21 protein-coding genes are annotated in these 21,070 nt (G+C 64.3%); 15 read left to right on the top strand and 6 right to left on the bottom strand.

Translation table 11 applies throughout. The features are described 5' to 3' along the window. Positions 1–7: 7 nt before the first annotated feature. Genes nrdR through CK501_RS12450 form a run of 7 tightly spaced genes read left to right on the top strand, consistent with a single transcriptional unit; the run spans position 8 to position 5,270 of the window. Entirely contained in the window at positions 8–526 is a 519-nt protein-coding gene (gene nrdR, locus CK501_RS12480; RefSeq protein WP_095618076.1) for a transcriptional regulator NrdR, read from the top strand. A gap of 11 nt (positions 527–537) precedes the next feature. Next, positions 538–1,680 (top strand): bifunctional diaminohydroxyphosphoribosylaminopyrimidine deaminase/5-amino-6-(5-phosphoribosylamino)uracil reductase RibD, encoded by a 1,143-nt coding sequence (gene ribD / locus CK501_RS12475; protein WP_332888981.1) that lies wholly within the window; start codon positions 538–540, stop codon positions 1,678–1,680. A gap of 22 nt (positions 1,681–1,702) precedes the next feature. Continuing rightward, positions 1,703–2,845: a bifunctional 3,4-dihydroxy-2-butanone-4-phosphate synthase/GTP cyclohydrolase II gene (ribBA, locus tag CK501_RS12470; RefSeq protein ID WP_095618075.1), complete on the top strand. Its 1,143-nt coding sequence runs from the start codon at positions 1,703–1,705 to the stop codon at positions 2,843–2,845. A 20-nt stretch (positions 2,846–2,865) separates the two neighbouring features. Further along, a complete protein-coding gene (gene ribH, locus CK501_RS12465; RefSeq protein ID WP_095618074.1) occupies positions 2,866–3,345 on the top strand; it encodes a 6,7-dimethyl-8-ribityllumazine synthase in 480 nt (159 codons plus the stop codon). Next, positions 3,342–3,815, top strand: coding sequence for a transcription antitermination factor NusB (nusB, locus tag CK501_RS12460; RefSeq protein ID WP_095618073.1), 474 nt, complete (start codon positions 3,342–3,344; stop codon positions 3,813–3,815). Before ribH ends, nusB begins: the two co-directional genes overlap by 4 nt. A gap of 17 nt (positions 3,816–3,832) precedes the next feature. Next, complete coding sequence (thiL, locus tag CK501_RS12455) at positions 3,833–4,795, top strand: thiamine-phosphate kinase (protein WP_095618072.1); 963 nt, start codon at positions 3,833–3,835, stop codon at positions 4,793–4,795. Continuing rightward, entirely contained in the window at positions 4,788–5,270 is a 483-nt protein-coding gene (locus CK501_RS12450; protein ID WP_095618071.1) for a phosphatidylglycerophosphatase A family protein, read from the top strand. The genes thiL and CK501_RS12450 overlap by 8 nt, the downstream gene beginning before the upstream one ends. A gap of 9 nt (positions 5,271–5,279) precedes the next feature. On the opposite strand, the gene CK501_RS12445 is transcribed toward CK501_RS12450, so the two are convergent. The 3 genes from CK501_RS12445 to CK501_RS12435 form a co-directional block, all read right to left on the bottom strand. Continuing rightward, positions 5,280–5,555 carry a DUF6316 family protein gene (locus CK501_RS12445; protein ID WP_233128898.1) on the bottom strand — a complete coding sequence of 92 codons (276 nt, stop codon included), beginning with the start codon at positions 5,553–5,555 and terminating at the stop codon, positions 5,280–5,282. 134 nt (positions 5,556–5,689) lie between these two features. After that, positions 5,690–7,111: a wax ester/triacylglycerol synthase family O-acyltransferase gene (locus tag CK501_RS12440; protein WP_095618070.1), complete on the bottom strand. Its 1,422-nt coding sequence runs from the start codon at positions 7,109–7,111 to the stop codon at positions 5,690–5,692. A 40-nt stretch (positions 7,112–7,151) separates the two neighbouring features. Beyond that, complete coding sequence (locus CK501_RS12435; RefSeq protein ID WP_095618069.1) at positions 7,152–8,066, bottom strand: LysR substrate-binding domain-containing protein; 915 nt, start codon at positions 8,064–8,066, stop codon at positions 7,152–7,154. 117 nt (positions 8,067–8,183) lie between these two features. Here CK501_RS12435 and CK501_RS12430 point away from each other — a divergent pair, with 117 nt between their 5' ends. Next, positions 8,184–9,200 (top strand): glutathione S-transferase family protein, encoded by a 1,017-nt coding sequence (locus CK501_RS12430; protein ID WP_095618068.1) that lies wholly within the window; start codon positions 8,184–8,186, stop codon positions 9,198–9,200. Here CK501_RS12430 and ispB read toward each other — a convergent pair. Beyond that, on the bottom strand, positions 9,192–10,160 hold the full coding sequence (gene ispB / locus CK501_RS12425; protein WP_095618067.1) for an octaprenyl diphosphate synthase: 969 nt from the start codon (positions 10,158–10,160) through the stop codon (positions 9,192–9,194). The two genes, CK501_RS12430 and ispB, sit on opposite strands and share 9 nt — an antisense overlap. 97 nt (positions 10,161–10,257) lie before the next feature. Continuing rightward, on the bottom strand, positions 10,258–11,832 hold the full coding sequence (locus CK501_RS12420) for a Na+/H+ antiporter NhaC family protein (RefSeq protein ID WP_198949508.1): 1,575 nt from the start codon (positions 11,830–11,832) through the stop codon (positions 10,258–10,260). A 220-nt stretch (positions 11,833–12,052) separates the two neighbouring features. On the opposite strand from CK501_RS12420, the gene rplU reads away from it, so the two are divergent. From rplU to proB, 4 genes are all read left to right on the top strand, one after another. Next, a complete protein-coding gene (gene rplU / locus CK501_RS12415; RefSeq protein WP_077529122.1) occupies positions 12,053–12,364 on the top strand; it encodes a 50S ribosomal protein L21 in 312 nt (103 codons plus the stop codon). A 9-nt stretch (positions 12,365–12,373) separates the two neighbouring features. Beyond that, entirely contained in the window at positions 12,374–12,634 is a 261-nt protein-coding gene (rpmA, locus tag CK501_RS12410) for a 50S ribosomal protein L27 (protein ID WP_095618065.1), read from the top strand. A 108-nt stretch (positions 12,635–12,742) separates the two neighbouring features. Beyond that, complete coding sequence (gene cgtA / locus CK501_RS12405; protein WP_095618064.1) at positions 12,743–13,921, top strand: Obg family GTPase CgtA; 1,179 nt, start codon at positions 12,743–12,745, stop codon at positions 13,919–13,921. Positions 13,922–13,932: 11 nt separating this feature from the next. Further along, positions 13,933–15,060, top strand: a complete 1,128-nt coding sequence (gene proB / locus CK501_RS12400) for a glutamate 5-kinase (protein ID WP_095618063.1) — start codon at positions 13,933–13,935, stop codon at positions 15,058–15,060. 76 nt (positions 15,061–15,136) lie between these two features. On the opposite strand, the gene rpsT is transcribed toward proB, so the two are convergent. Next, positions 15,137–15,406, bottom strand: a complete 270-nt coding sequence (gene rpsT / locus CK501_RS12395; protein ID WP_095618062.1) for a 30S ribosomal protein S20 — start codon at positions 15,404–15,406, stop codon at positions 15,137–15,139. A gap of 154 nt (positions 15,407–15,560) precedes the next feature. Between rpsT and murJ the strand changes: the two genes are divergently transcribed. From murJ to ileS, 3 genes are all read left to right on the top strand, one after another. Continuing rightward, on the top strand, positions 15,561–17,156 hold the full coding sequence (murJ, locus tag CK501_RS12390; protein WP_095618061.1) for a murein biosynthesis integral membrane protein MurJ: 1,596 nt from the start codon (positions 15,561–15,563) through the stop codon (positions 17,154–17,156). 83 nt (positions 17,157–17,239) lie between these two features. Continuing rightward, positions 17,240–18,220 (top strand): bifunctional riboflavin kinase/FAD synthetase, encoded by a 981-nt coding sequence (gene ribF / locus CK501_RS12385; RefSeq protein WP_095618060.1) that lies wholly within the window; start codon positions 17,240–17,242, stop codon positions 18,218–18,220. Between the two features lie 27 nt (positions 18,221–18,247). Next, positions 18,248–21,067 (top strand): isoleucine--tRNA ligase, encoded by a 2,820-nt coding sequence (ileS, locus tag CK501_RS12380; protein ID WP_095618059.1) that lies wholly within the window; start codon positions 18,248–18,250, stop codon positions 21,065–21,067. The last annotated feature ends 3 nt before the right edge of the window (positions 21,068–21,070 follow it).

Here is a 21,070-nt window from a genome sequence, read left to right as displayed (position 1 = left end):
TGACTGAATGCATTGCCCTTTCTGCGGCGAGGCGGATACCAAAGTGATCGACTCGCGCCTGGTTGCCGATGGCGACCAGGTGCGCCGTCGTCGTGAGTGTCTATCCTGCCGCGAACGTTTCACCACCTTCGAGGGGGCGGAGCTGATCATGCCCCGGGTGGTCAAACAGGATGGCTCGCGGGTTCCCTTCGATGAGGACAGGATGCGCGAGGGTCTGATGAAGGCCCTCGAAAAGCGCCCTGTGGATATTGAGGCCATTGAGGCCGCCATCAATCGGATCAAGTTCCGGCTGCGTTCCACCGGTGAACGGGAAGTGAAATCCCTGATGATCGGTGAGGAGGTCATGTACGAACTGCGCCAGCTCGATAAGGTGGCTTACGTTCGTTTTGCTTCCGTGTACCGCAGCTTCCAGGACATCAATGAATTCAAGGACGAGATCGAGCGGCTGAGCCATTCCGGTGACGTGGGTGATGAATCCCCCGTGACCGTGGCGGCACGGGCGCTGAAGGAATCCGTGGATAAATAGTCCGGAAACGGGTGCCCGCCTTGACCAACGCTTTCGATACCCGATACATGGCCCTGGCGCTACAGCTTGCCGAACGCGGCCTGTACAGCGCACACCCCAACCCCAGGGTTGGCTGCGTGGTGGTCAGTGAGGGCGACATAGTGGGCTGTGGCTGGCACCACCGGGCCGGCGAGGCTCATGCGGAGGTGAACGCCCTCGCCGAGGCGGGGGCGCGTGCGCGCGGGGCGAGCGTGTATGTGACCCTGGAGCCCTGCAGCCATCATGGGCGCACGCCGCCCTGTGCCCAGGCGCTGGTTGATGCCGGTGTGGAGCGGGTCGTGGTGGCCACCGGGGACCCGAATCCGGCGGTAGCCGGCCAGGGGCTGGCGCTGCTGGAAGCGGCGGGCATCGAAACGCTCAGCGGTGTGCTGGAGGAACCGGCGCGGGCGCTGAACGCGGGCTTTCTGCGGCGTATGGCCGGTGGCGCCCCCTGGGTGCGGCTCAAGGTGGCCGCCAGCCTGGATGGGCGTACTGCCATGGCGTCCGGTGAAAGCCAGTGGGTCACAGGGCCTGATGCCCGCTCGGATGTCCAGCGGCTGCGTGCCCGCTCCGGTGCCATCATCACCGGTTCCGGGACGGTTCTGGCCGACGATCCGTCGCTGACGGTGCGCCCTGGAGAGCTGGGGGATCCCGGAGACAAAACGCTGCCGCTGCAGCAGCCCCTGCGTGTGGTGCTCGACCCGCGTCTGCTTACGGCCCCCGGCGCCCGTGTGGTGACGGGGGAGGGGCAGTGCCTGGTGGTGAGCACTGCGGCGGCCCTGGAGGAAAGCCGGGCCAGGCCCCTGCGTGATGGTGGTGCCGAAGTGGTGACCGTGGACCCCGATGGCTGTGGCCGACCGGCGCTGGCGGCGGTCCTGGGGCTGCTGGCGGCGCGTGGCATCAACGACGTGCTCATTGAGGCGGGTGCCACGCTGGCGGGCGCGGCCCTGGAAGCGGATGTGATTGACGAATTCTGGCTGTACCAGGCACCAACAATACTGGGCAGTCGGGCGAAACCCATGGCGGAGCTGGCGCTGGATCGGATGGCGCAGCAGCACCGGATGGAGGTATGGGACCGGCGGGTGGTCGGCGCGGATCAGCGACTGATCCTGAAACCCGCGGCGTCCGGCCATTAAGAGACAGCGAACAGGGTGCAGAATGGCGCTGAACAGTATTGAGGAAATCCTTCAGGACATCCGCGAGGGTCGGATGGTCATCCTGATGGACGACGAGGACCGGGAGAATGAAGGCGATGTGATCATGGCCGCCGAGTGCGTCCAGCCCGAGCACGTCACCTTCATGGCCACTGAGGCGCGCGGCCTGATCTGCATGCCCATGGCCCGCGAGCGCTGTGAGCGCCTTAACCTGCCGCTGATGGTACAGCGCAACAGTTCCGGGTTCGGCACCAAGTTCACGGTCTCCATCGAGGCTGCCAAGGGGGTCACTACGGGGATCTCCGCCGCTGACCGGGCCCGTACCGTGCAGGTGGCCGCATCCCGGGGCGCCAGGGCGGAGGATATTGTGAGCCCTGGCCACATCTTCCCGCTGATGGCGCAGCCCGGGGGCGTGCTGTCCCGGGCTGGTCACACCGAGGCGGCCTGCGACCTGGCCAGTATGGCCGGATTCGAGTCGGCCGGTGTGATCTGTGAGGTGATGAATGATGACGGCACCATGGCACGCCGCCCCCAGCTGGAGGCGTTCGCGGAACGCCACGGACTGAAGATCGGCACCATCGCGGACCTGATCCACTACCGCACCATGAACGAACGCACCGTTGAGTGCGTTGATCACTACGAGATGGCGACGGAATACGGGGTATTCCGACTGCACACCTACCGCGATTCCATTCAGGGTGAGACCCATCTGGCACTGACCATGGGCGAGGTGGACCCGGAGAAGCCAACGCTGGTCCGGGTGCACATCACGGACACCCTGCGGGACCTGCTGCACGCCAACTACCCGGGATCGCCGCGCTGGCCGCTGCATGAGGCCATGCGCAAGGTGGCCGAGGAAGGCTCGGGCGTGATCGTGCTTCTGAACAACGGCCAGGACAGCTATGCCCTGGAGGAACGCATCCGGGGCTTCTTTGAGGCGCGCTCGGATGGCAAGCCATCCACGGACTCCACCGGCAGCTCCGGTGTCTACCTGACCGTGGGTACCGGTTCCCAGATCCTGCGGGAACTCGGGGTGAGCCGGATGCGGCTGATGAGCGCCCCCATCAAGTTCTCGGGGATTTCCGGATTTGATCTGGAGGTTGTGGAATACCTCCCCTACGATGACGGGAACGGCCAGCAAGGTTGAGACCCGCTACGGAGACAGCAATGACAGACATCAAGACCATTGAGGGTGACTTCACCGACTGCCGCGGGGACTACGCGCTGGTGGTGGGTCGCTTCAACGGATTCGTGGTTGAGAGCCTGGTGGAGGCGGCCACGGACACCCTGATCCGGCATGGCATCAGCCGGGACAGTATCACCATCTACCGCGTACCGGGCGCTTACGAGATTCCGGTGGCGGCCCAGAAAGTGGCCCGAAGCGGGCGCCATGATGCGGTGATCGCACTGGGCGCGGTGATCCGCGGTGGCACCCCCCATTTTGACTACGTGGCCGGGGAAAGTGCCTCCGGTGTGGGCAGTGTGAGTCTGGACACGGGGCTGCCGGTCATTTTCGGCGTACTGACCCTGGACACCATTGAGCAGGCCATTGAGCGCGCCGGCACCAAGGCCGGCAACAAGGGCGCCGATGCCGCCATGACGGCACTGGAAATGGTCAGCCTGTTCCGGAGGATTGACGCGCAATGAGTGAAGGCGGTCAGCCAGAGAACAACCAGGGCAAGTCACGCCCGGCGGATCGCCGCAAGGCGCGCTCGCTGGCGCTTCAGGCCCTGTATCAGCGCCACTTCTCCGACAGCCCGATCAGCCAGATCGAGGCGGAGTTCGTGACCGACAACGACATGGAGAAAATCGACGGTGCCTACTTCCGGGAGCTGCTGCAGGGCGTGGACCGTTCCCGCAGTGACCTGGACCGCCAGTTCGAGCCCCTGCTGGACCGTTCGGTGAGCGAGCTTGATCCCATTGAGCTGGCCATACTGCGCATCGGCACTTTCGAGCTGATGAACCGCATTGACGTGCCCTACCGTGTGGTGGTCAACGAAGGTATCGAACTGGCCAAACGCTTCGGCGGCACCGACGGTCACAAGTACATCAACGGTATACTCGACCGCCTCAGCCCGCGCCTGCGCCCGTCGGAAACACGCTCGCGGCGGGCCTGATCCCGCCCGGTTCCACCATGGACGAATTCAGCCTGATCGACCGGTTCTGGAAGCCCCTGGGGGACGCGGTCACCCGCAGTGAGGTGATTGAGGGCATCGGCAATGATGGCGCGGTTTTACGCTGCCCGCCCGGTCAGGATCAGGTGATGACCATGGATACCCTGGTGGAGGGCGTCCACTTCCCCCGCGATATGCCGCCCCATGCCCTGGGCTGGCGTGCTCTGGCCGTGAACCTCAGCGACCTCGCCGCCATGGGTGCCCAGCCTCTGTGCTTTACCCTCTCGGTGACACTTCCGGAAGCCAGTGCCTCCTGGCTGGCCGCGTTTGCGGACGGCATGAAGGCGCTGGCGGTGCGCGAGAACATCCAGCTGGTGGGCGGGGATACCACACGTGGCCCATTGAGCATCACGGTGCAGGCCCAGGGGCTTCTGCCGGCCGGGTCAGCCGTGCGCCGCGGGAATGCCCAACCCGGTGACCGGATCTGTGTCAGCGGCAGCCTGGGAGAGGCCGGTGAGGCGCTCAACTGGTTGGACGAATCGGATATTCCGGATCCGGCGGTGGGCACCGTGCTCCAGCGCTACCGGTACCCGGAACCCCGCCTGGCTCTCGGGCAGTGGCTGCGTGAGGCCGGCTCTGCAGCCGTGGACGTGAGTGACGGTTTGCTGGCGGATCTCGGGCATCTTCTGGTTGACCGGGGTGCCCAGCTGGACTGGCAGGCCCTGCCGGTTTCCGACGGACTGGTCTCCCTGCGGGGTCTGGAAGGGGCGCGGCGGCTGGCTGCATCCGCCGGGGACGACTATGAGCTGCTGTTTGTCTGGCCGGGCGATGGACCTGCACCGTCAGGGCCGACGGGCAGTGCGTTGCCACTGACCGTGATCGGGACCGTGACAGAAGGCCCGGGCGTGACGCTCAATGGCCCTGAGGGCAGCATCCAGCTGGAAGAGCAGGGTTACACCCATTTCGGAGGGCACCATGACTGACACTGCGGTTAATCCGCGCGCACTGCTGCGGGATCCCGGCCACTGCCTGTCGCTGGGGCTGGGTTCCGGATGCATCCGGAAGGCACCGGGAACCTGGGGAACCCTGGCGGGTCTGCTGCTCTATTCGCTGATCGTCTGGATGCCCTGGCCGGTCTACGTGGGCGTTCTGGTGCTGACCTTCGTGGCCGGGATCTACCTGTGCGAGCGTACGGCGAAAGCGCTGGGCGTGCATGACCATCCAGCCATTGTCTGGGACGAGTTCGTGGGCATCTGGCTGGCGCTGGCACTGCAGCCGACCGCGCTGGTCTGGCTGCTGTTCGCGTTTGTGACCTTCCGCTTCTTCGACATCATCAAACCCTGGCCCATCGGCTGGCTGGACCGTCGTGCCCCAGGTGGGCTCGGCATCATGGTCGACGACGTAGTGGCCGGCGCCTATGCCCTGGTGTTGATGGCGCTGCTCCAGTGGGGATTCTGAAGCGCTGCTTCAGTGCCGGGTCTCTGACTGCTGTTCCGGCAGCATCCGCACAACGCTCAGGAACCGGCGCAGTCCTACCTCGGCACGCTCACGGGTCGCGTAGGGGCCGCTGTCAAAACCTTCCCGGGTGGTGAAGTACCAGCGGTTGCCAACGCAGAAAAAACGGCTGCTGCGGAACGGGATGGGGGTGCGCTCTTCACCCGCCCTCGGTTTCGGCTCCATGGTTGCCCCCTTCAGTACCATGTCGTTGTCGTTGTTTTCGGCCGCGTCTTTCCGGGTACTCACTGATCACCCCTCTCCGCCAGTATAGACAGATTTAAACCCAATTTGACAATCCGTCACGAATCGCCACCCACAGCGGGATACGGTTACATGATGTTACTGGATTGTGATTGGCGGGACTGCCTTAAGTCTACCGTTTATTTGTCCATTCCGGCCATAACATTGGCTTCAATTGCTTCCACGGCGGTCTCGATCAGCTCGGCGAGCTGTTCGCCGTCCGGTACCAGGTCCGGGCAGGTGGTGAGATTGACGTGGACGGCGCCCGCGTAGCTCTGCGCCAGAATGGCCAGGCCGGCACCATGGAACAGGGGCGCCGAGTTGATCTGGTGTACCAGTCGGGCGCCCTTCAGGTAGAGGGGCACCTGGGGACCTGGGACATTGGTGATCGGCAGGTTGAAGGCGGGCTGGTAGTGCTGGGCCAGATGGAATTCGCTGTAGAGCCGGGTCGACAGGGCCACCAGCGTGGAGGGCAGGCGTTCCGTCAGCCGGTCCGCCGCGATGGCTTCCCGGTAGTTTTCCGAGGTTCGGGTGTTGTCGCGGATACGGGCCACCCGGCGAGCCGGGTCGGGTTCATCCGTGGCCAGACTCACCAGCATGGCGGACATCTGGTTGCCCGTGGGCTGGCGCAGGCTGCGTGAGCGCACGGATACCGGCGTCAGCGCCACCAGGCTCTCCCGGGTGTCGATGCCGTGGCGAACCATATAGCGGTTCAGGGCTTCCGCACAGATTCCGAGGACCAGGTCATTGAGACTGATGTCCGGCCCGATGGCGGCCTTGAGCGTCTTGAGGCGCGCCAGATCAATGGAGGTGTTGTGCAGGCGGCGGCGTTCCGTCAGGTTGCGGTTGAAGGGCGTGCGCGGCGCGCCCAGAACATCCCTGGCGGCGCGGAGCCGGCCAATGGGGTGCTCCAGAAGGTCGCGCAGGGCCGCTGTCATGGTGGACTGTGTCAGGGTCATGAACTGGAAGGGCTTGCGCAGCAGGTTCAGCGAGGCCCGGGTCAGGAGCTGCTCCGCCCGTGGCGCGGGCTCCGGCTGCCACGCTGGCGGTCGTGTCTTGGTCGGGGTGTCGGGGGTGTATTCCAGGAGCTTGCCCATCACCTCTTCGCCACTGAAAGCATCGACAGCGGCATGATGCACGCGGACCACCAGGGCGAAGCCATCCACCGGGAGCAGGGTATCCCGGCCGAATCCATCGATCCAGGTCACCTGCCACAGGGGGCGCGTCCGTGGCAGAAGGGTAGCCAGGCGCTCCCCGGCCAGGTCCATGAGGGCATCATAGCCGCCGCCCTGGAGATCCACGGATTCCAGGTGCTGGTTGATGTCGAAATCCGGGTCGTCGATCCAGTATGGCCGGTCCAGGTTGAAGGGCAGGGTCATCAGCTTCTGGCGGAAGAACCCGGCCAGGTGCAGGCGGTGGTTCAGGTAATCCCGGAAGTCATCGAAGGTCAGGGCCTTCTCCCGTTCCGAGGCATCAAAGATGTAGACGCCCCCAATGTGCATTGGGGTGGTTTCGGATTCGAGAAAGAGAAAGGACGCGTCCAGTTCGTTCAGCTGATGCATCAGGGAAATCCGCTCTGCTCCGTGATGGATGATGTCCGTTTCAGGCCGGATCGAGCCAGGGGTCGAAGTAGTCCGGCCGGGAGAGGTGCTCCCAGAACCAGTTGATGGCCTTGCCCTGGTCTCCGCGTCGGCGGGCCATGCAAAGTATCACTGGCGGCCGCTTGGTGGCTACGTCCAGCGCGACAAGTTCCCCGGACGCCAGGGCCGTTTCCACCTGCGGGCGGGGCAGCCAGCCTACGCCCATGCCGGCTTTCTGGGCCTCGATCTTGTGGGCCATGCTGGAGACCGTAAGAGTGCGCTGGCGGGCGAAGATGCCCGCGGAACCGGCCGGCAGCTGGCGGGAGCTGTCCGCTGCCACGATCGCCGGCCAGGCGCTCAGGATCTCTTCGGAAAGTGGGCCCGTTTCGAACGCCAGGGGGTGATTAGGGGCGACGGCATAGACGAAGGGCATCTGGCCTATATCCCGGTGTTCGAAATCTCCCTGGGGCTGGATTTCGCTGGTGGCCCCGGCAATGAGGTCCGCCCGGCCGGTGTGCAGGGCATCCCAGGGGCCATTGAAGACTTCATCGAGCAGCTGAATTTCTACCGGAACCCCCAGCTCGTTGAATGCATTGACGGCCGGGAATAGAGCTGACACGGGAAGTAATGCATTTACGGCAATCGCCACGCTCGCCTCCCAGCCTTCAGCTACACGCCGGGTGGTGCGTGCCAGTGTGTTGGCGGCCTCCAGAAGCTGCCGGCCTTCCTCGAGCAGGTAATGGCCGGCATTGGTCAGGGTTGCCCGGTGGCCGGAGCGGTCAAACAGCAGTACATCCAGGTCCTCCTCCAGCTTGTTCACTGTGTAGCTGATGGCGGAGGGCACCCGGTGCATCTCCTCGGCGGCAGCGGCAAAACTGCCCCTTCGGGCGATGGCGTCGAGCACGCGCAGGGCGTCTATGGTGATGGGAAATGCCATGGTCAGAAAAACTGAAAGGGTTGGCCAGATTTGGTTGCTTGTTGTGAGCGCCAGTCTAACGCAATCTGACGTCAGGCGTATTCATTCCCCTGAACGTTTCTGAAAGAAGGAGGTCCCATGGGGCTGCTGATCAATGGGCAGTGGCATGACCAGTGGTACGACACCGCCAAGAGCGGCGGTGCCTTTGTGCGCGAAAGCGCCCAGTTCCGCAACTGGGTCACACCGGATGGCAGTGCCGGGCCCACGGGCGAGGCCGGCTTTGCCGCCGAGCCAGGGCGCTATCACCTCTATGTGGCGCTGGCCTGCCCCTGGGCCCACCGCACGCTGGTTTTCCGCAAACTCAAGGGGCTGGAGGACATGATTCCGGTGTCCATTGTACACCCGGACATGCTGGAGAACGGCTGGGAGTTCCGGCCGGATGAGCCTTTCCATCGCGATCACGAGAACGGTGCCCGGTTCATGCATGAGATCTACACCCGGGATACACCGGATTATACCGGTCGGGTCACCATTCCGTGTCTGTGGGATACACACCAGCAGCGGATCGTGAGCAACGAATCCGCTGACCTGATCCGGATGTTCAACAGTGCCTTTGACGGCCAGGGCGCGCGGGCGCTGGATTTCCACCCGGTGTCGCTGCGGGAGGAGATCGAGGCCGTGAACGAGCGGGTGTACAACAGCGTCAACAATGGCGTCTATCGGGCTGGCTTTGCCACCGCCCAGGACAAGTACGAGCAGGCGTTCACGGAGGTCTTTGATGCCCTGGACTGGCTCGACGGGGTTCTGGCCGGGCAGCGCTACCTGGTGGGTAACCGCCTGACGGAAGCGGACTGGCGCCTGTTCACGACCCTGGTGCGTTTTGACGCGGTCTACTACAGCCACTTCAAGTGCAACCGCCAGCAGCTGCGTGACTTCCCGAACCTGCAGGGCTATCTGCAGGATCTGTACCAGATCCCGGGCGTTTCAGAGACGGTGAACATCGACCAGATCAAGCGTCATTACTACCGCAGCCAGAGAACCATCAATCCGACCCAGATTGTGCCGGCCGGGCCGGAGCTGGAACTGGAACGGCCCCATGGGCGGGGGCATCTGGGGCCGGACTTTCCGGAAGCCTGTGCCAGCGCCTCAGTCTGAGCGCTGAACCGCCAGATCCACCAGGTGGTACAGGGCCTGGCGGTGAGGGGAATCGGGCAGGGTTTCAAGGCATTGCCGGGCCCTTTCCGCTTCCTCGGCCGCGCGCGAGCGGCAGTACTCGATGGCGCCGCTGTTGTGGACAGCCTCAAGCACCGGGCCCAGCTGGTCCGGGCCGCCGCTGCGAATGGCCTGGCGCACGGTTGCCGCATCCTCGGCCGTGCCCTTTGCCATGGCGTGGATCAGGGGCAGGGTGGTCTTGCCCTCGGCAAGGTCGTCACCCACATTCTTGCCCATGGTTTCGGCGCTGCCCTCGTAATCCAGAACATCGTCCACGATCTGAAAGGCCATTCCCAAGTGCTGGCCGTAATCCCGCAGCGCGGTTTCCGTGGCTCCATCCGCCTGCGCCAGCACGGCGGCGGAGTGGGAAGCCGCCTGGAACAGCATGGCGGTCTTGCTGTGGATGACGTTGCGGTAGTCCGTTTCGGAAAGATCCGGGTTGCGGACATTGGTCAGCTGCAGCACCTCGCCTTCGGCGATGACGCCGGTGGCCTCGGACAGCAGGTCCATCACCCGCATGTTCTCCAGGCGCACCATCATCTGGAAGGCGCGGGCGTAGAGAAAATCGCCGACCAGGACGCTGGGGGCATTGCCCCAGCGGGCGTTGGCCGTTTCCCGACCCCGGCGCAGTTCGGACGTGTCGACCACGTCATCGTGCAGCAGGGTGGCGGTATGCAGGAACTCGATCACTGCCGCCAGGGTCGCCTGGCGCTGCCCGCCGTTACCCAGGGCGCCGGCGCTGAGCAGGACCAGCAGGGGGCGCAGGCGTTTGCCGCCGCTGTCCACAATGTAGTGTCCGATGTGCTCGACAAGCGGCACACGGGAATTCAGCTGATCGTGGATCTGCGCGTTGACGCGCTCAAAGTCATCCCGGACGGGGGCGTAGATCGCATCCAGACTCATAGGCATTCGGGCAGTTGTCGGGCGGCGCCCCAGCGGCTGCCGGGACATGCAGGAGCCGTACATTATGGGGCGCGCCCGGGGCTGTCAACTTGAACGGTCAGCTCCCCGCCCCTGTCACCAGCGCCAGCAGGGTGTAGCCCGCTACGGCAATGCCGCCGGCAAGGACGGTCAGCGGGATCTGGGTGCGCACATGGTCCATCAGGTCCGCGCCGGTGGCCAGCGAGGAGAGCACGGTGGTGTCCGATATGGGTGAGCACTGGTCCCCGAAGACGGCACCCCCGATCACGGCGCTGAAGCAGAGTGTGACGAAGAATGGGTCCGGCGCAATGTGCCAGGCCAGGGGCATGGCAATGGGGATCATGACCGCGTAGGTGCCCCAGGAAGTGCCGGTCGCGAAGGCGATCACCAGGCAGAGGCCGAACAGCAGCGCGGGCATGAGTGCGGCGGGTATGCTGTCGCCAACGGTGGAGACCAGGAAGTCGGCGGTGCCAACAGCATCGGTGACGTCCTTGAGGGATACGGCCAGCCCCAGGATGATGGCGCCAATGGTGACGCCCTTGCAGCCATCCACGAACCCGCCCATGACCTCATCAAAGGGCATGCCCTTGACCAGGGCGATCACAATGGCGGTGATCACGGCGAGGATGAACGCTTCGGCCACCAGCAGAAGCGGGTCCTGCTCGCCCCCGGTCCAGCCGAGCAGGAAGTAGGTCACGAAGTAGGGAATGATGGCAACGCCCAGCAGGATCCCGATTGGTGCCAGGAAGTCGATCAGCCCGGTACGGTAGCCTTCCGGCACGTGGTTTTCGGTCAGCTCCCTGGAGGTCAGTGGGCGGGCGCCGTCACGATCGAGCTTGCCGGTATCCCGGGCCCGGCTCATGGCTTCGCGCATCCGCCTGCCGGGTGAAAAGGGCAGCCGGTCCAGTGCGAAGAGCAGAGTGATGAGCAGGGCGGCGATGGCGTAGAAGTTGTAAGGCAGGGCCTGGAAGAAGAACTGGATGCCGTCCTCGCTGCTTTCGAAGAGCGGGATGGTGCCGGCCAGAAGGCCACCCACATAGATGGGCCAGACGTTGAATGGGATCAGGGTGGCCGCGGGTGAGGCCGTTGAGTCCGTGATGTAGGACAGCTCTTCGTGGGAGACGCGGTGTTTATCCGCAAGCGGTCGCGCCGTGGTGCCGGTCAGCACGGTTGAGATGGTGCCGCCCTGGTGGAAGATGAGCCCCATGATCCATGTGAACAGGCGGGCACTGACAGGGCCGCGGACCATCCGTTCCCCGGCCCAGCTGGCGAAACGGGCGGCGCCACCGGTCCGGGTCCATATGCCGATGAGCCCGCCCAGCGCCCACAGGTAGACCAGCAGGATGAGGGCGTAGCTTTCCGTACCGATGGACGGGATCAGGAAGGCGTCGATGACGTTCACCTGCCCGGCAATGAGTCCGCCGGCGATGATGCCGATGGCCAGGGCGCTGATGACTTCGCGCAGCCAGAAGGCGAGCACAATCGCGAGGGCGGGCGGTACCAGGGACCAGATCCCGAAGTGCTCCGCGTCGCCCGGGTGGGACTGGCCCACCAGGTAGAGGCCAGTGCCGCCCAGAACGATCCCGGCAAGGGCCGCGATCACGCGTTTGTTCGGCCCCGTAGCGGGGTTGGTGTCATGACGGTTTCCGTTCATGTTCCGGTCTCCCTGATTCTGCCTGCTGCCTGACCGGAGCATAACGCACCCGGATGATCACCACGAGGGTTGTTGTGCTTGTCTCCGGGGGCGGATTTCTCTATAATCCGCAGCCCTGTAACTCATCCCAATACCTGCCGCTCCCTGCTATAGGGTCGCCAGAGCGCTTCCCTTAGAACCAGGTCAAAGAGCAGGGATGGGTCATCGACGGAGAAGGCGCATGTACGCAGTGTTTGTCAGCGGTGGTAAGCAGCACCGCGTTCGCGAAGGCGAAAAGATCAAGCTCGAGAAGATCGAGACCGAGACCGGCGGTACGGTTGAATTCGACCGTGTTCTGCTGGCGGGCGAAGGGGACGATGTGAAGATCGGCACCCCGGACCTGGAAGGCGCGAAAGTGACCGGCGAAGTGGTCAGCCACGGTCGTCACGACAAGATCCAGATCATCAAGTTCCGCCGCCGGAAGCACTCCATGAAGCAGATGGGGCACCGGCAGTGGTACACTGAAGTCAAGATTACCGGTATCAAGGCTTAAGGGGGCAGCATGGCTCACAAAAAGGCAGCAGGCAGTACCAAAAACGGACGCGATTCCGAGTCGAAACGACTGGGTGTGAAGGCGTTCGGTGGCCAGGCAGTCAAGCCCGGCAGCATCATTGTTCGCCAGCGCGGCTCCAGCTTCCATGCCGGCCAGGGCGTGGCCATTGGCAAGGACTTCACCCTGTTTGCCCTGGACGAGGGCGTGGTGCGGTTCGATGTGAAGGGGCCCCGCAACCGTAAGTATGTGAGCGTCGAATCCGCGGGCTGAACCGCGCTTCCGGACGCTGAACAACCCCGTGCCGACGTGCTGTCCGCTGCTGGCTGAGCCAGTGGCGGTCGCCGACCCGGTACGGGGTTTTTTGATTCGAGGCATTCCATGCAGTTCGTAGACGAAGTCACCATTGTGGTTCAGGCCGGAAAGGGCGGTAATGGCTGCCTGAGCTTCCGCCGCGAGAAGTTCGTGCCCAAGGGTGGGCCGGACGGAGGCGACGGTGGTGACGGCGGTTCCGTTCTCCTGCGGGCACACGGCGACCTCAACACCCTTGCGGATTACCGCTATCAGCGTAAGTTCCGCGCCGGTACCGGCGAGGATGGCCGTGGCAGCAACTGCTCCGGCCGTAAGGGTGAGGACCGGGTTCTGGATGTGCCCGTGGGCACAACCGTGGTCGACTGCGATACGGACGAGATCCTGGGCGACCTGACCGAGGCGGGGCAGAGCCTGCTGGTGGCTCAGGGCGGCTTTCACGGCCTCGGCAATACCCGCTACAAGTCGAGCGTGAACCGGGCGCCGCGCCAGACCACCTCCGGCTCGCCGGGTGAGGCCCGGGAGATCCGCCTGGAGATGAAGGTGCTGGCGGACGTGGGCCTGGTCGGCCTGCCCAATGCTGGCAAGTCCACACTGATCCGCGCCATGTCCGCGGCCAAGCCACGGGTTGCGGACTATCCCTTCACGACCCTGGTGCCCAACCTGGGCGTGGTATCCGTGGCGGCGCACCAGAGTTTCGTGGTGGCGGATATTCCGGGGCTGATCGAGGGCGCCTCCGAGGGCGCCGGCCTGGGGATCCGATTCCTGCGTCACCTGGTGCGCACCCGGCTTCTGCTGCACGTGGTGGACCCGATGCCCTGGGATGACGCGGATCCCGTGGATTCCGTCCATACCATCACCCATGAGCTGGAGCGTTTCAGTCCGGCTCTGGCCGAGCGTGAGCGCTGGCTGGTCATCAACAAGTCGGACTCCCTTCCCGATGCCGAGGAGGAAGTGGAGCGCATGCGCAAGGCGCTGGACTGGCAGGGACCGGTTTTCCTGGTATCGGCGCTCAGTGGTGACGGAATCCAGGCTCTCTCCCAGGCGATCATGCGCTGGCTTGAGGAGCGCGACGAACTTGAGCGGGATGACCCGGAGTTCGCGCGGGCCGAGGCCGAGCTGCGTGATCGTGTGGATGAGGAAGCCAGGGAACACATCCAGTCGCTGCGTGGCCCCCGGCAGGATGATGACGACGATGATGACGACGACGAGGACGATGATCACGATGTCGAGGTGGTCTACGTGCGCTGAGGCTGCGCGCCATGACTGAGCGCCAGCGTATTGTTGAGGCCCGGCGGCTGGTGGTGAAAATCGGCAGCGCGCTGCTGACCGACGATGGTCGCGGTCTTTCCCAGAGCATTCTGACCCAGTGGGTGGACCAGCTCATGGTCTGGAAGCGCGCTGGCGTGGAAATCGTGCTGGTCTCGTCCGGTTCCGTGGCCGAGGGCATGAGCCGCCTTGGGTGGCTGCAGCGGCCCGAACATGTGCATGAACTGCAGGCGGCCGCGGCAGTGGGGCAGATGGGTCTGGTGCAGGCCTGGGAAGCCCAGTTCCAGCGCTACGGCAGCCATACCGCCCAGATTCTTCTTACCCATGATGATCTTTCCGACCGCAAGCGTTACCTGAACGCGCGCAGTACGCTCAGAACGCTGCTGCCCATGGGCGTTGTGCCCGTTGTGAATGAGAATGACACCGTTGTCACCGACGAGTTCCGTTTTGGTGACAACGACACCCTGGGCGCGCTGGTTGCCAATCTGGTGGAAGCGGATGGGTTGATTCTTCTGACGGATCAGGAGGGTCTCTATGACAGCGATCCACGCGGCAATCCTGACGCCGCGCTGATTCCGGAGGCGCATGCCAGCGATGAGCGCCTGGATGCCATGGTTGCCGGCGGCGGGCGGGGTGCGCTCGGTAGCGGGGGTATGGCGACCAAGGTTCGGGCAGCCCGTCTGGCGGCCCGTTCCGGAGCCTTCACGCTGATCGCGGGCGGGCGCATGGAGGCGGTCCTGACCCGGGCCCGGGCCGGTGAGCCGGTAGGCACCCTTCTGGTTCCAGACCAGGAGCGGCTGGATGCCCGTAAGCAGTGGATGGCGGGGCATCTGCGCACGCGTGGGCGGCTGGTTCTGGACGCAGGGGCTGTGCGGGTGCTCACTGAAGGCGGGCGCAGTCTTCTACCGGTCGGTGTGCGTCGGGTAGAGGGTGCATTCCGGCGTGGCGAAATGGTTTCCTGTGTAGATGAACAGGGCCGGGAGGTCGCGCGTGGGCTGGTCAGCTATGATGCGGCTGAAGCCCGTCAACTGGTGGGTTGCCCCAGTGAGCAGATTGCCGAGCGGCTGGGTTACCTTCAGGAGGAGGAGCTGATACACCGGGATAACATGGTTCTGGTGTAAACCGGCTTCCCACCCCCTGAAACAGACAGACCCCGCCGAGGCGGGGTCTGTCTGCTGGACGGCAACCCGGTGCCGATCAGGCGGACTGGAGCGCCTTGATGCGGGCGTTGAGGCGGCTCTTGTGGCGGGCCACCTTGTTCTTGGCGAAGATGCCCTTGTTAACACTGCTGTCGAGCACGGGTTCCATCTCACGGAACGCTGCCCGTGCGCCTTCTGCGTTGCCCTTGTTCAGCTCGGTCTCGACCTTCTTGATGAAGGTGCGGGCGCGTGAGCGCTGGCCAGCGTTGTGCTTGCGCTGGATCTCGTTGAGGCGGGCACGCTTTCTTGCTTGCGGAGAGTTAGCCACCGTTTGACTCCTCGAATTCGGGTTACCAATGGGTCTGAAATGACGCGGAATAATGCCGCGCAGATGGCCTGTTGTCAAGGACAGGCCGGTGGTGCTGTCGTCATCCGGCGGGCGGGGTGGTAGTATCCGGCGTTTTCACCCGGGATCATCAGGCATGACTCAGGAGCCGCAGACAGAGCCAGCACCGCAGAGCGATGAGACGCCGCCGGCTGGTCGCTCCCGTGGCCTGCTGGGGTCCTCCGGCATCTTCGCCGTTTTCACCATGTTCTCCCGGGTCCTGGGGCTGGCCCGGGATATCGTGATCGCACGCTACTTCGGGGCCGGCCCGGACGCGGACGCTTTCTTCGTGGCGTTCAAGATTCCCAACTTCCTGCGTCGGCTTTTCGGTGAGGGTGCCTTCAACCAGGCGTTTGTGCCGGTGCTTTCCGAATACCGCCAGAAGTATGACACCCGGTCGGTGCACTCACTGGTCAATACCGTGGCCGGGTCACTGGGGTTTGTGCTGCTGGTGCTGTCCGTGCTGGCGGTACTGGGTTCGCCCTGGATCACGGCGGCGTTTGCGCCTGGCTTCATCGGGGATGAGGTGCGCTACCCGCTGGCGGTGGAGATGCTGCGCATCACCTTTCCCTATCTGATGCTGATCTCGCTTACGGCCTTCTGCAGCAGCACACTGAACAGCTACGACATTTTCGGGGTCCAGGCGTTCACGCCCGTGATCCTGAACCTGAGCATGATCGCCAGCGCCATCTGGCTGACCCCCTACATGCAGGAGCCGGTGCTGGCGCTGGCCTGGGGGGTGCTGATTGCCGGTGTCCTGCAGCTGCTGTTCCAGCTGCCGTTTCTGGCCCGCCTCAATCTGCTGCCGCGGCCAAGAATCGATTACAGGCATGAAGGCGTTATCCAGATCATGAAGCTCATGGCGCCCGCGCTGTTCGGGGTCTCGGTCAGCCAGATCAACCTCCTGCTGGATACCATACTGGCCTCGATGCTGGAGACTGGCAGTGTGTCCTGGCTCTATTACTCGGATCGCCTTTCAGAGTTGCCGCTGGGGATCATTGGCGTGGCCATCGGCACCGTGATCCTGCCGAATCTCTCCCGCAAACACGCGGATGAGTCCATGGATGCCTTTTCACGCACTCTGGACTGGGCGCTGCGCAGCGTGCTGCTGCTGGGTATCCCGGCGGGGCTGGCGCTATGCCTGCTGGCGGAGCCGTTGGTCGCAACCCTCTTCCATTACGGCGAAACCACGGCGCGGGATGTGTTCATGTCGGCGCAGAGCCTGCGGGCCTATGCCCTGGCGCTGATTGCCTTCATGCTGGTCAAGGTTCTGGCGCCCGGTTTCTTTTCCCGGCAGGACATGCGGACCCCGGTCCGGATCGCGGTGATCGCCATGACCTCCAACATGGTCTTCAATCTCATCCTGGTCTGGCCGCTGGCGCACGCCGGGCTGGCGCTGGCAACGGCACTCTCCGCCTGGATGAACGGCAGCCTTCTGCTGCGGGGGCTGTACCGCGAAGGTGTCTTCCGGCCCCAGCCAGGCTGGGGGCGCTTCGCGCTGCAGCTGCTGGCGGCCAACGCTGTCATGGGTGGGCTGCTGTTCGCCTTTTCGCCGGCGGCTGCGCAGTGGCTGGACTTTGATCTGCTCACGCGCATGGCCTTTACAGCCGCCCTGGTGACGGGTGGGGCACTGACTTACTTTGCCGTGCTCCTGATCTGCGGCGTGCGGCTGCGGCATTTCCGTATGCATTGAGGCCTGTTGCAACGGCGGGCATTGGGCCCGGTCCCACCATTGCGGTATAATCCGCGGTCCCCGAAAATCAGGAGGAGCCCCGCATGCGGCTGATCCGAGGGCTGCACAATCTCAAGCGCTGGGCGGAACGCAGTGACAACCCCCTTGCGAATGGGTGTGTCGCCACCATAGGCAACTTTGACGGTATCCATCGTGGTCACCAGGTAATCATTGACCAGGTGCGGGACCGGGCCCATCAGCTGGGCGTTCCCTCGGTGGTAATGGTGTTCGAGCCTCAGCCGCGGGAGTTCTTTGGCGGTGCCGATGCGCCGCCACGGCTGATGCGTTTCCGGGAAAAAGTGGAAATGCTGCTCTCCCATGATGTGGATATTGTGGTCTGCCTGCAGTTCCGCTCCCGGCTGCGCAATCTCTCGGCCATGGACTTCATCGAGCAGGTCCTGATGGAAGGGTTGAACGTGCAGCACCTGGTGGTGGGTGATGATTTCCGTTTCGGCTGCGATCGGAAGGGGGATTTCAGGCTTCTGCAGCAGGTAGGGGCGGAGCGCGGCTTCGAAGTGGAACACACCCAGACCATCCGGGTGGGGGGCGAGCGCATCAGTTCCACGCGGCTGCGTCAGGCGCTGGGTGAAAACCGCCTCGCGGACGCCCATGAACTGCTGGGGCGGCCCTATTCGCTGTCCGGCAGGGTGGTCTATGGCAAGGCTTTAGGGCGTGAGCTGGGCGTGCCCACCGCGAATATCCTGCTCAGCGGGCGCAAGCCGCCACTGCGGGGGGTTTACGTGGTGGCGGTTGAAATGCCGGGTGGGCACATTGAACGCGGGCTGGCCAACATTGGCATGCGGCCGACGGTCAACGGGCAGTACCCGTCGCTGGAGGTGCACCTGCTGGATTTCTCCGCCAACCTCTACGGTCGGCGGTTACGGGTGACCTTCCTTTACCACCTGCGGGATGAGGTCAAGTTCGATTCCGTGGACGAACTGGAAAAACGCATTCACGAGGACATCAACCAGGGGCGTGACTGGCTGGCGAACAACCGCCCGGTACCGACCAATGTGGAACGCTGACCGAAACGACAGACTCCGGGAACCTTCATGAGCGACTACAAAGACACGCTGAACCTGCCGAAGACGGACTTCCCCATGCGCGGGAACCTCTCCAAGCGCGAGCCCGAAATGCTCGAGCGCTGGAACCGTCTGGACCTCTACGGCACGCTGCGCCAGCGCCGCGCCGGCGCCGAGCGCTTTGTGCTGCACGACGGCCCGCCCTACGCCAACGGCAGCATCCACATTGGTCACGCGGTCAACAAGATCCTCAAGGACATGGTGGTCAAGTCCCGTAACCTCATGGGCTATGACGCGCCCTATGTGCCGGGCTGGGACTGCCACGGCCTGCCTATCGAGCACAAGGTGGAGCAGGACATCGGCAAGGCCGGCGACAAGGTGGACTACAAGACCTTCCGTCAGGCCTGCCGCGACTACGCTGCCGAGCAACTGGACAACCAGCGCCAGGATTTCATCCGCCTGGGGGTGATGGGCGACTGGTATAACCCCTACCTGACGATGGACCCGAAGGTGGAGGCGGACATCGTCCGTTCCCTGGGCCGCATCATCGACAACGGCCATCTGGAGCGGGGCTTCAAGCCGGTCTACTGGAGCGTGGTCGGCCAGTCCGCCCTGGCCGAGGCCGAGGTGGAATACCAGGAGAAGACCTCCATCCAGATTGACGTCCGTTTCCCGGCGGTCGAGCCGGGCAGGGTGGCTTCCGCCTTTGGTGAAAACGGACTGGATGCTCCGGTATCACTGGTGATCTGGACCACCACCCCCTGGACCATCCCAGCCAACCAGGCGGTGGCCGTTAACGAGGAACTGGAATACAGCCTTATCCGCGCGGATGCCGGGCGGGGCACAGAGTACCTCGTGGTGGCCGAAGAGCTGCGCGAGGCAGTGACCGAGCGCTGGAGCCTGCAGCACGCCGAGGTGGTGGCACGCTGCCGTGGCGCGGCGCTCACCGGGGTGATGCTGCAGCACCCGCTCTATGAACGCCAGGTACCTGTTCTGTTGGGGCATCATGTTTCCACGGACGCGGGCACCGGCCTGGTGCACACTGCACCGGATCACGGCCCGGATGACTTCGAGATCGGGCGCGAGAACGGCATCGGCACCCTCAACCTGGTCAAGGCGGACGGCACCTACGCCGAGGCGGCGGGTGAGTTCGCGGGCATCCACATCTACAAGGCGGATACGCCGGTCTGCGAGGCGCTGGCGCGTGAGGGCTGCCTGCTGTTCCAGGAGTCCTTCAAACACAGCTACCCGCACTGCTGGCGCACCAAGACGCCGCTGATCTACCGTGCCACCCCCCAGTGGTTCATCAGCATGGACCGCAACGGACTCAAGCAAGGCGCTCTGGAGGCCATTCCCGGTGTGCGCTGGATTCCGTCCTGGGGGCAGCAGCGCATCGAGGGCATGATCGAGCAGTCCCCGGACTGGTGCATCTCGCGCCAGCGCACATGGGGTGTGCCGATCACGCTCTTCGTGCATAAGGACACCTACGAGCTGCATCCGCGCACGCCGGAGCTGATCGAGGCAGCGGCGAAGGCCATCGAGAAGGACGGCATTGATGCGTGGTATGAGCTGGATGCGCGCGAACTGCTCGGCGACGACGCGGACACCTACGAGAAGGTCACGGACACCCTGGACGTCTGGTTCGACTCGGGCGTGACCCACGCCTCGGTTCTGGACCGGCGCGAGGACCTCAACCGCTACCCCGCGGACCTGTACCTGGAAGGCTCGGACCAGCACCGCGGCTGGTTCCAGTCCTCGCTCAAGACCGGCATCGCCATCAAGAAGATGGCCCCCTACAAGGAAGTGCTGACGCACGGTTTCACCGTGGACGAGAAGGGCTACAAGATGTCCAAGTCCATGGGCAACGTGATCGCGCCCCAGAAGGTGATGGACGAGCTGGGCGCGGACATTCTGCGGCTCTGGGTGGCGGCGACGGACTACAGTGCCGAGATGTCCGTCTCCCAGGACATCCTCAAGCGCACGGCGGACGCGTACCGGCGTATCCGCAATACCTCGCGCTTCCTGCTGGCCAATCTGGACGGGTTCGACCCGGCCACAAACAGCGTGGCCTTTGATGACATGGTGGCGCTGGATCGGTGGATGGTGGACCGGGCGCGGCGCCTTCAGGAGGAGGTGATCGACGCCTATAACCGCTACAGCTTCCTGCAGGTGTACCAGAAGGTACACAACTTCTGCATCCTGGATCTGGGCGGTTTCTACCTGGACATCATCAAGGATCGCCAGTACACCACCCAGCCGGACAGCCTGGAGCGGCGTTCCTGCCAGACCGCGCTGTATCACGTGGCCGAGGCGCTCTCGCGCTGGATCGCGCCCATCCTGACCTTCACAGCGGACGAGATCTGGCAGCATATCCCCGGGGAGCGCGATGAGAGCGTGCACTGGGCCACCTGGCACGAAGGGCTGGAAGCGCTGCCGGCGGACGCACCGATCAAGCAGGATGAGTGGGATACGCTCATCGAGGTGCGCAGCGTCGTGAACAAGCAGCTTGAGGCGGCCCGGAATGAAGGCACGATCAAGGGCTCGCTCAGTGGCGAGGTTACCCTCTACGCGGACGGCGGGCTTAAGGAACTGCTGGAGCGCCTGGGTGAGGAGCTGCGTTTCGTGATGATCACCTCCGAGGCGCGGGTGGCACCGCTGGCCGAGGCGGGTGATGCCCCGGAAACGGATGTGGAGGGGCTGAAGGTGGCTGTAGTCGCCGCAAACCACACCAAGTGCGAACGCTGCTGGCACCATCGCCCGGATGTGGGCGAGCACAGCGAGTACCCGGATCTGTGCGGCCGCTGCATCAGCAACATCAGCGGCGATGGCGAAAAACGGCGGTTTGCGTAACGG

This window comes from Halovibrio salipaludis (assembly GCF_002286965.1).
Taxonomy (GTDB): domain Bacteria; phylum Pseudomonadota; class Gammaproteobacteria; order Pseudomonadales; family Oleiphilaceae; genus Halospina; species Halospina salipaludis.
The sequence above is the reverse complement of the archived record's forward strand: the minus strand, read 5'-3'. Positions and strand labels throughout refer to the sequence as shown.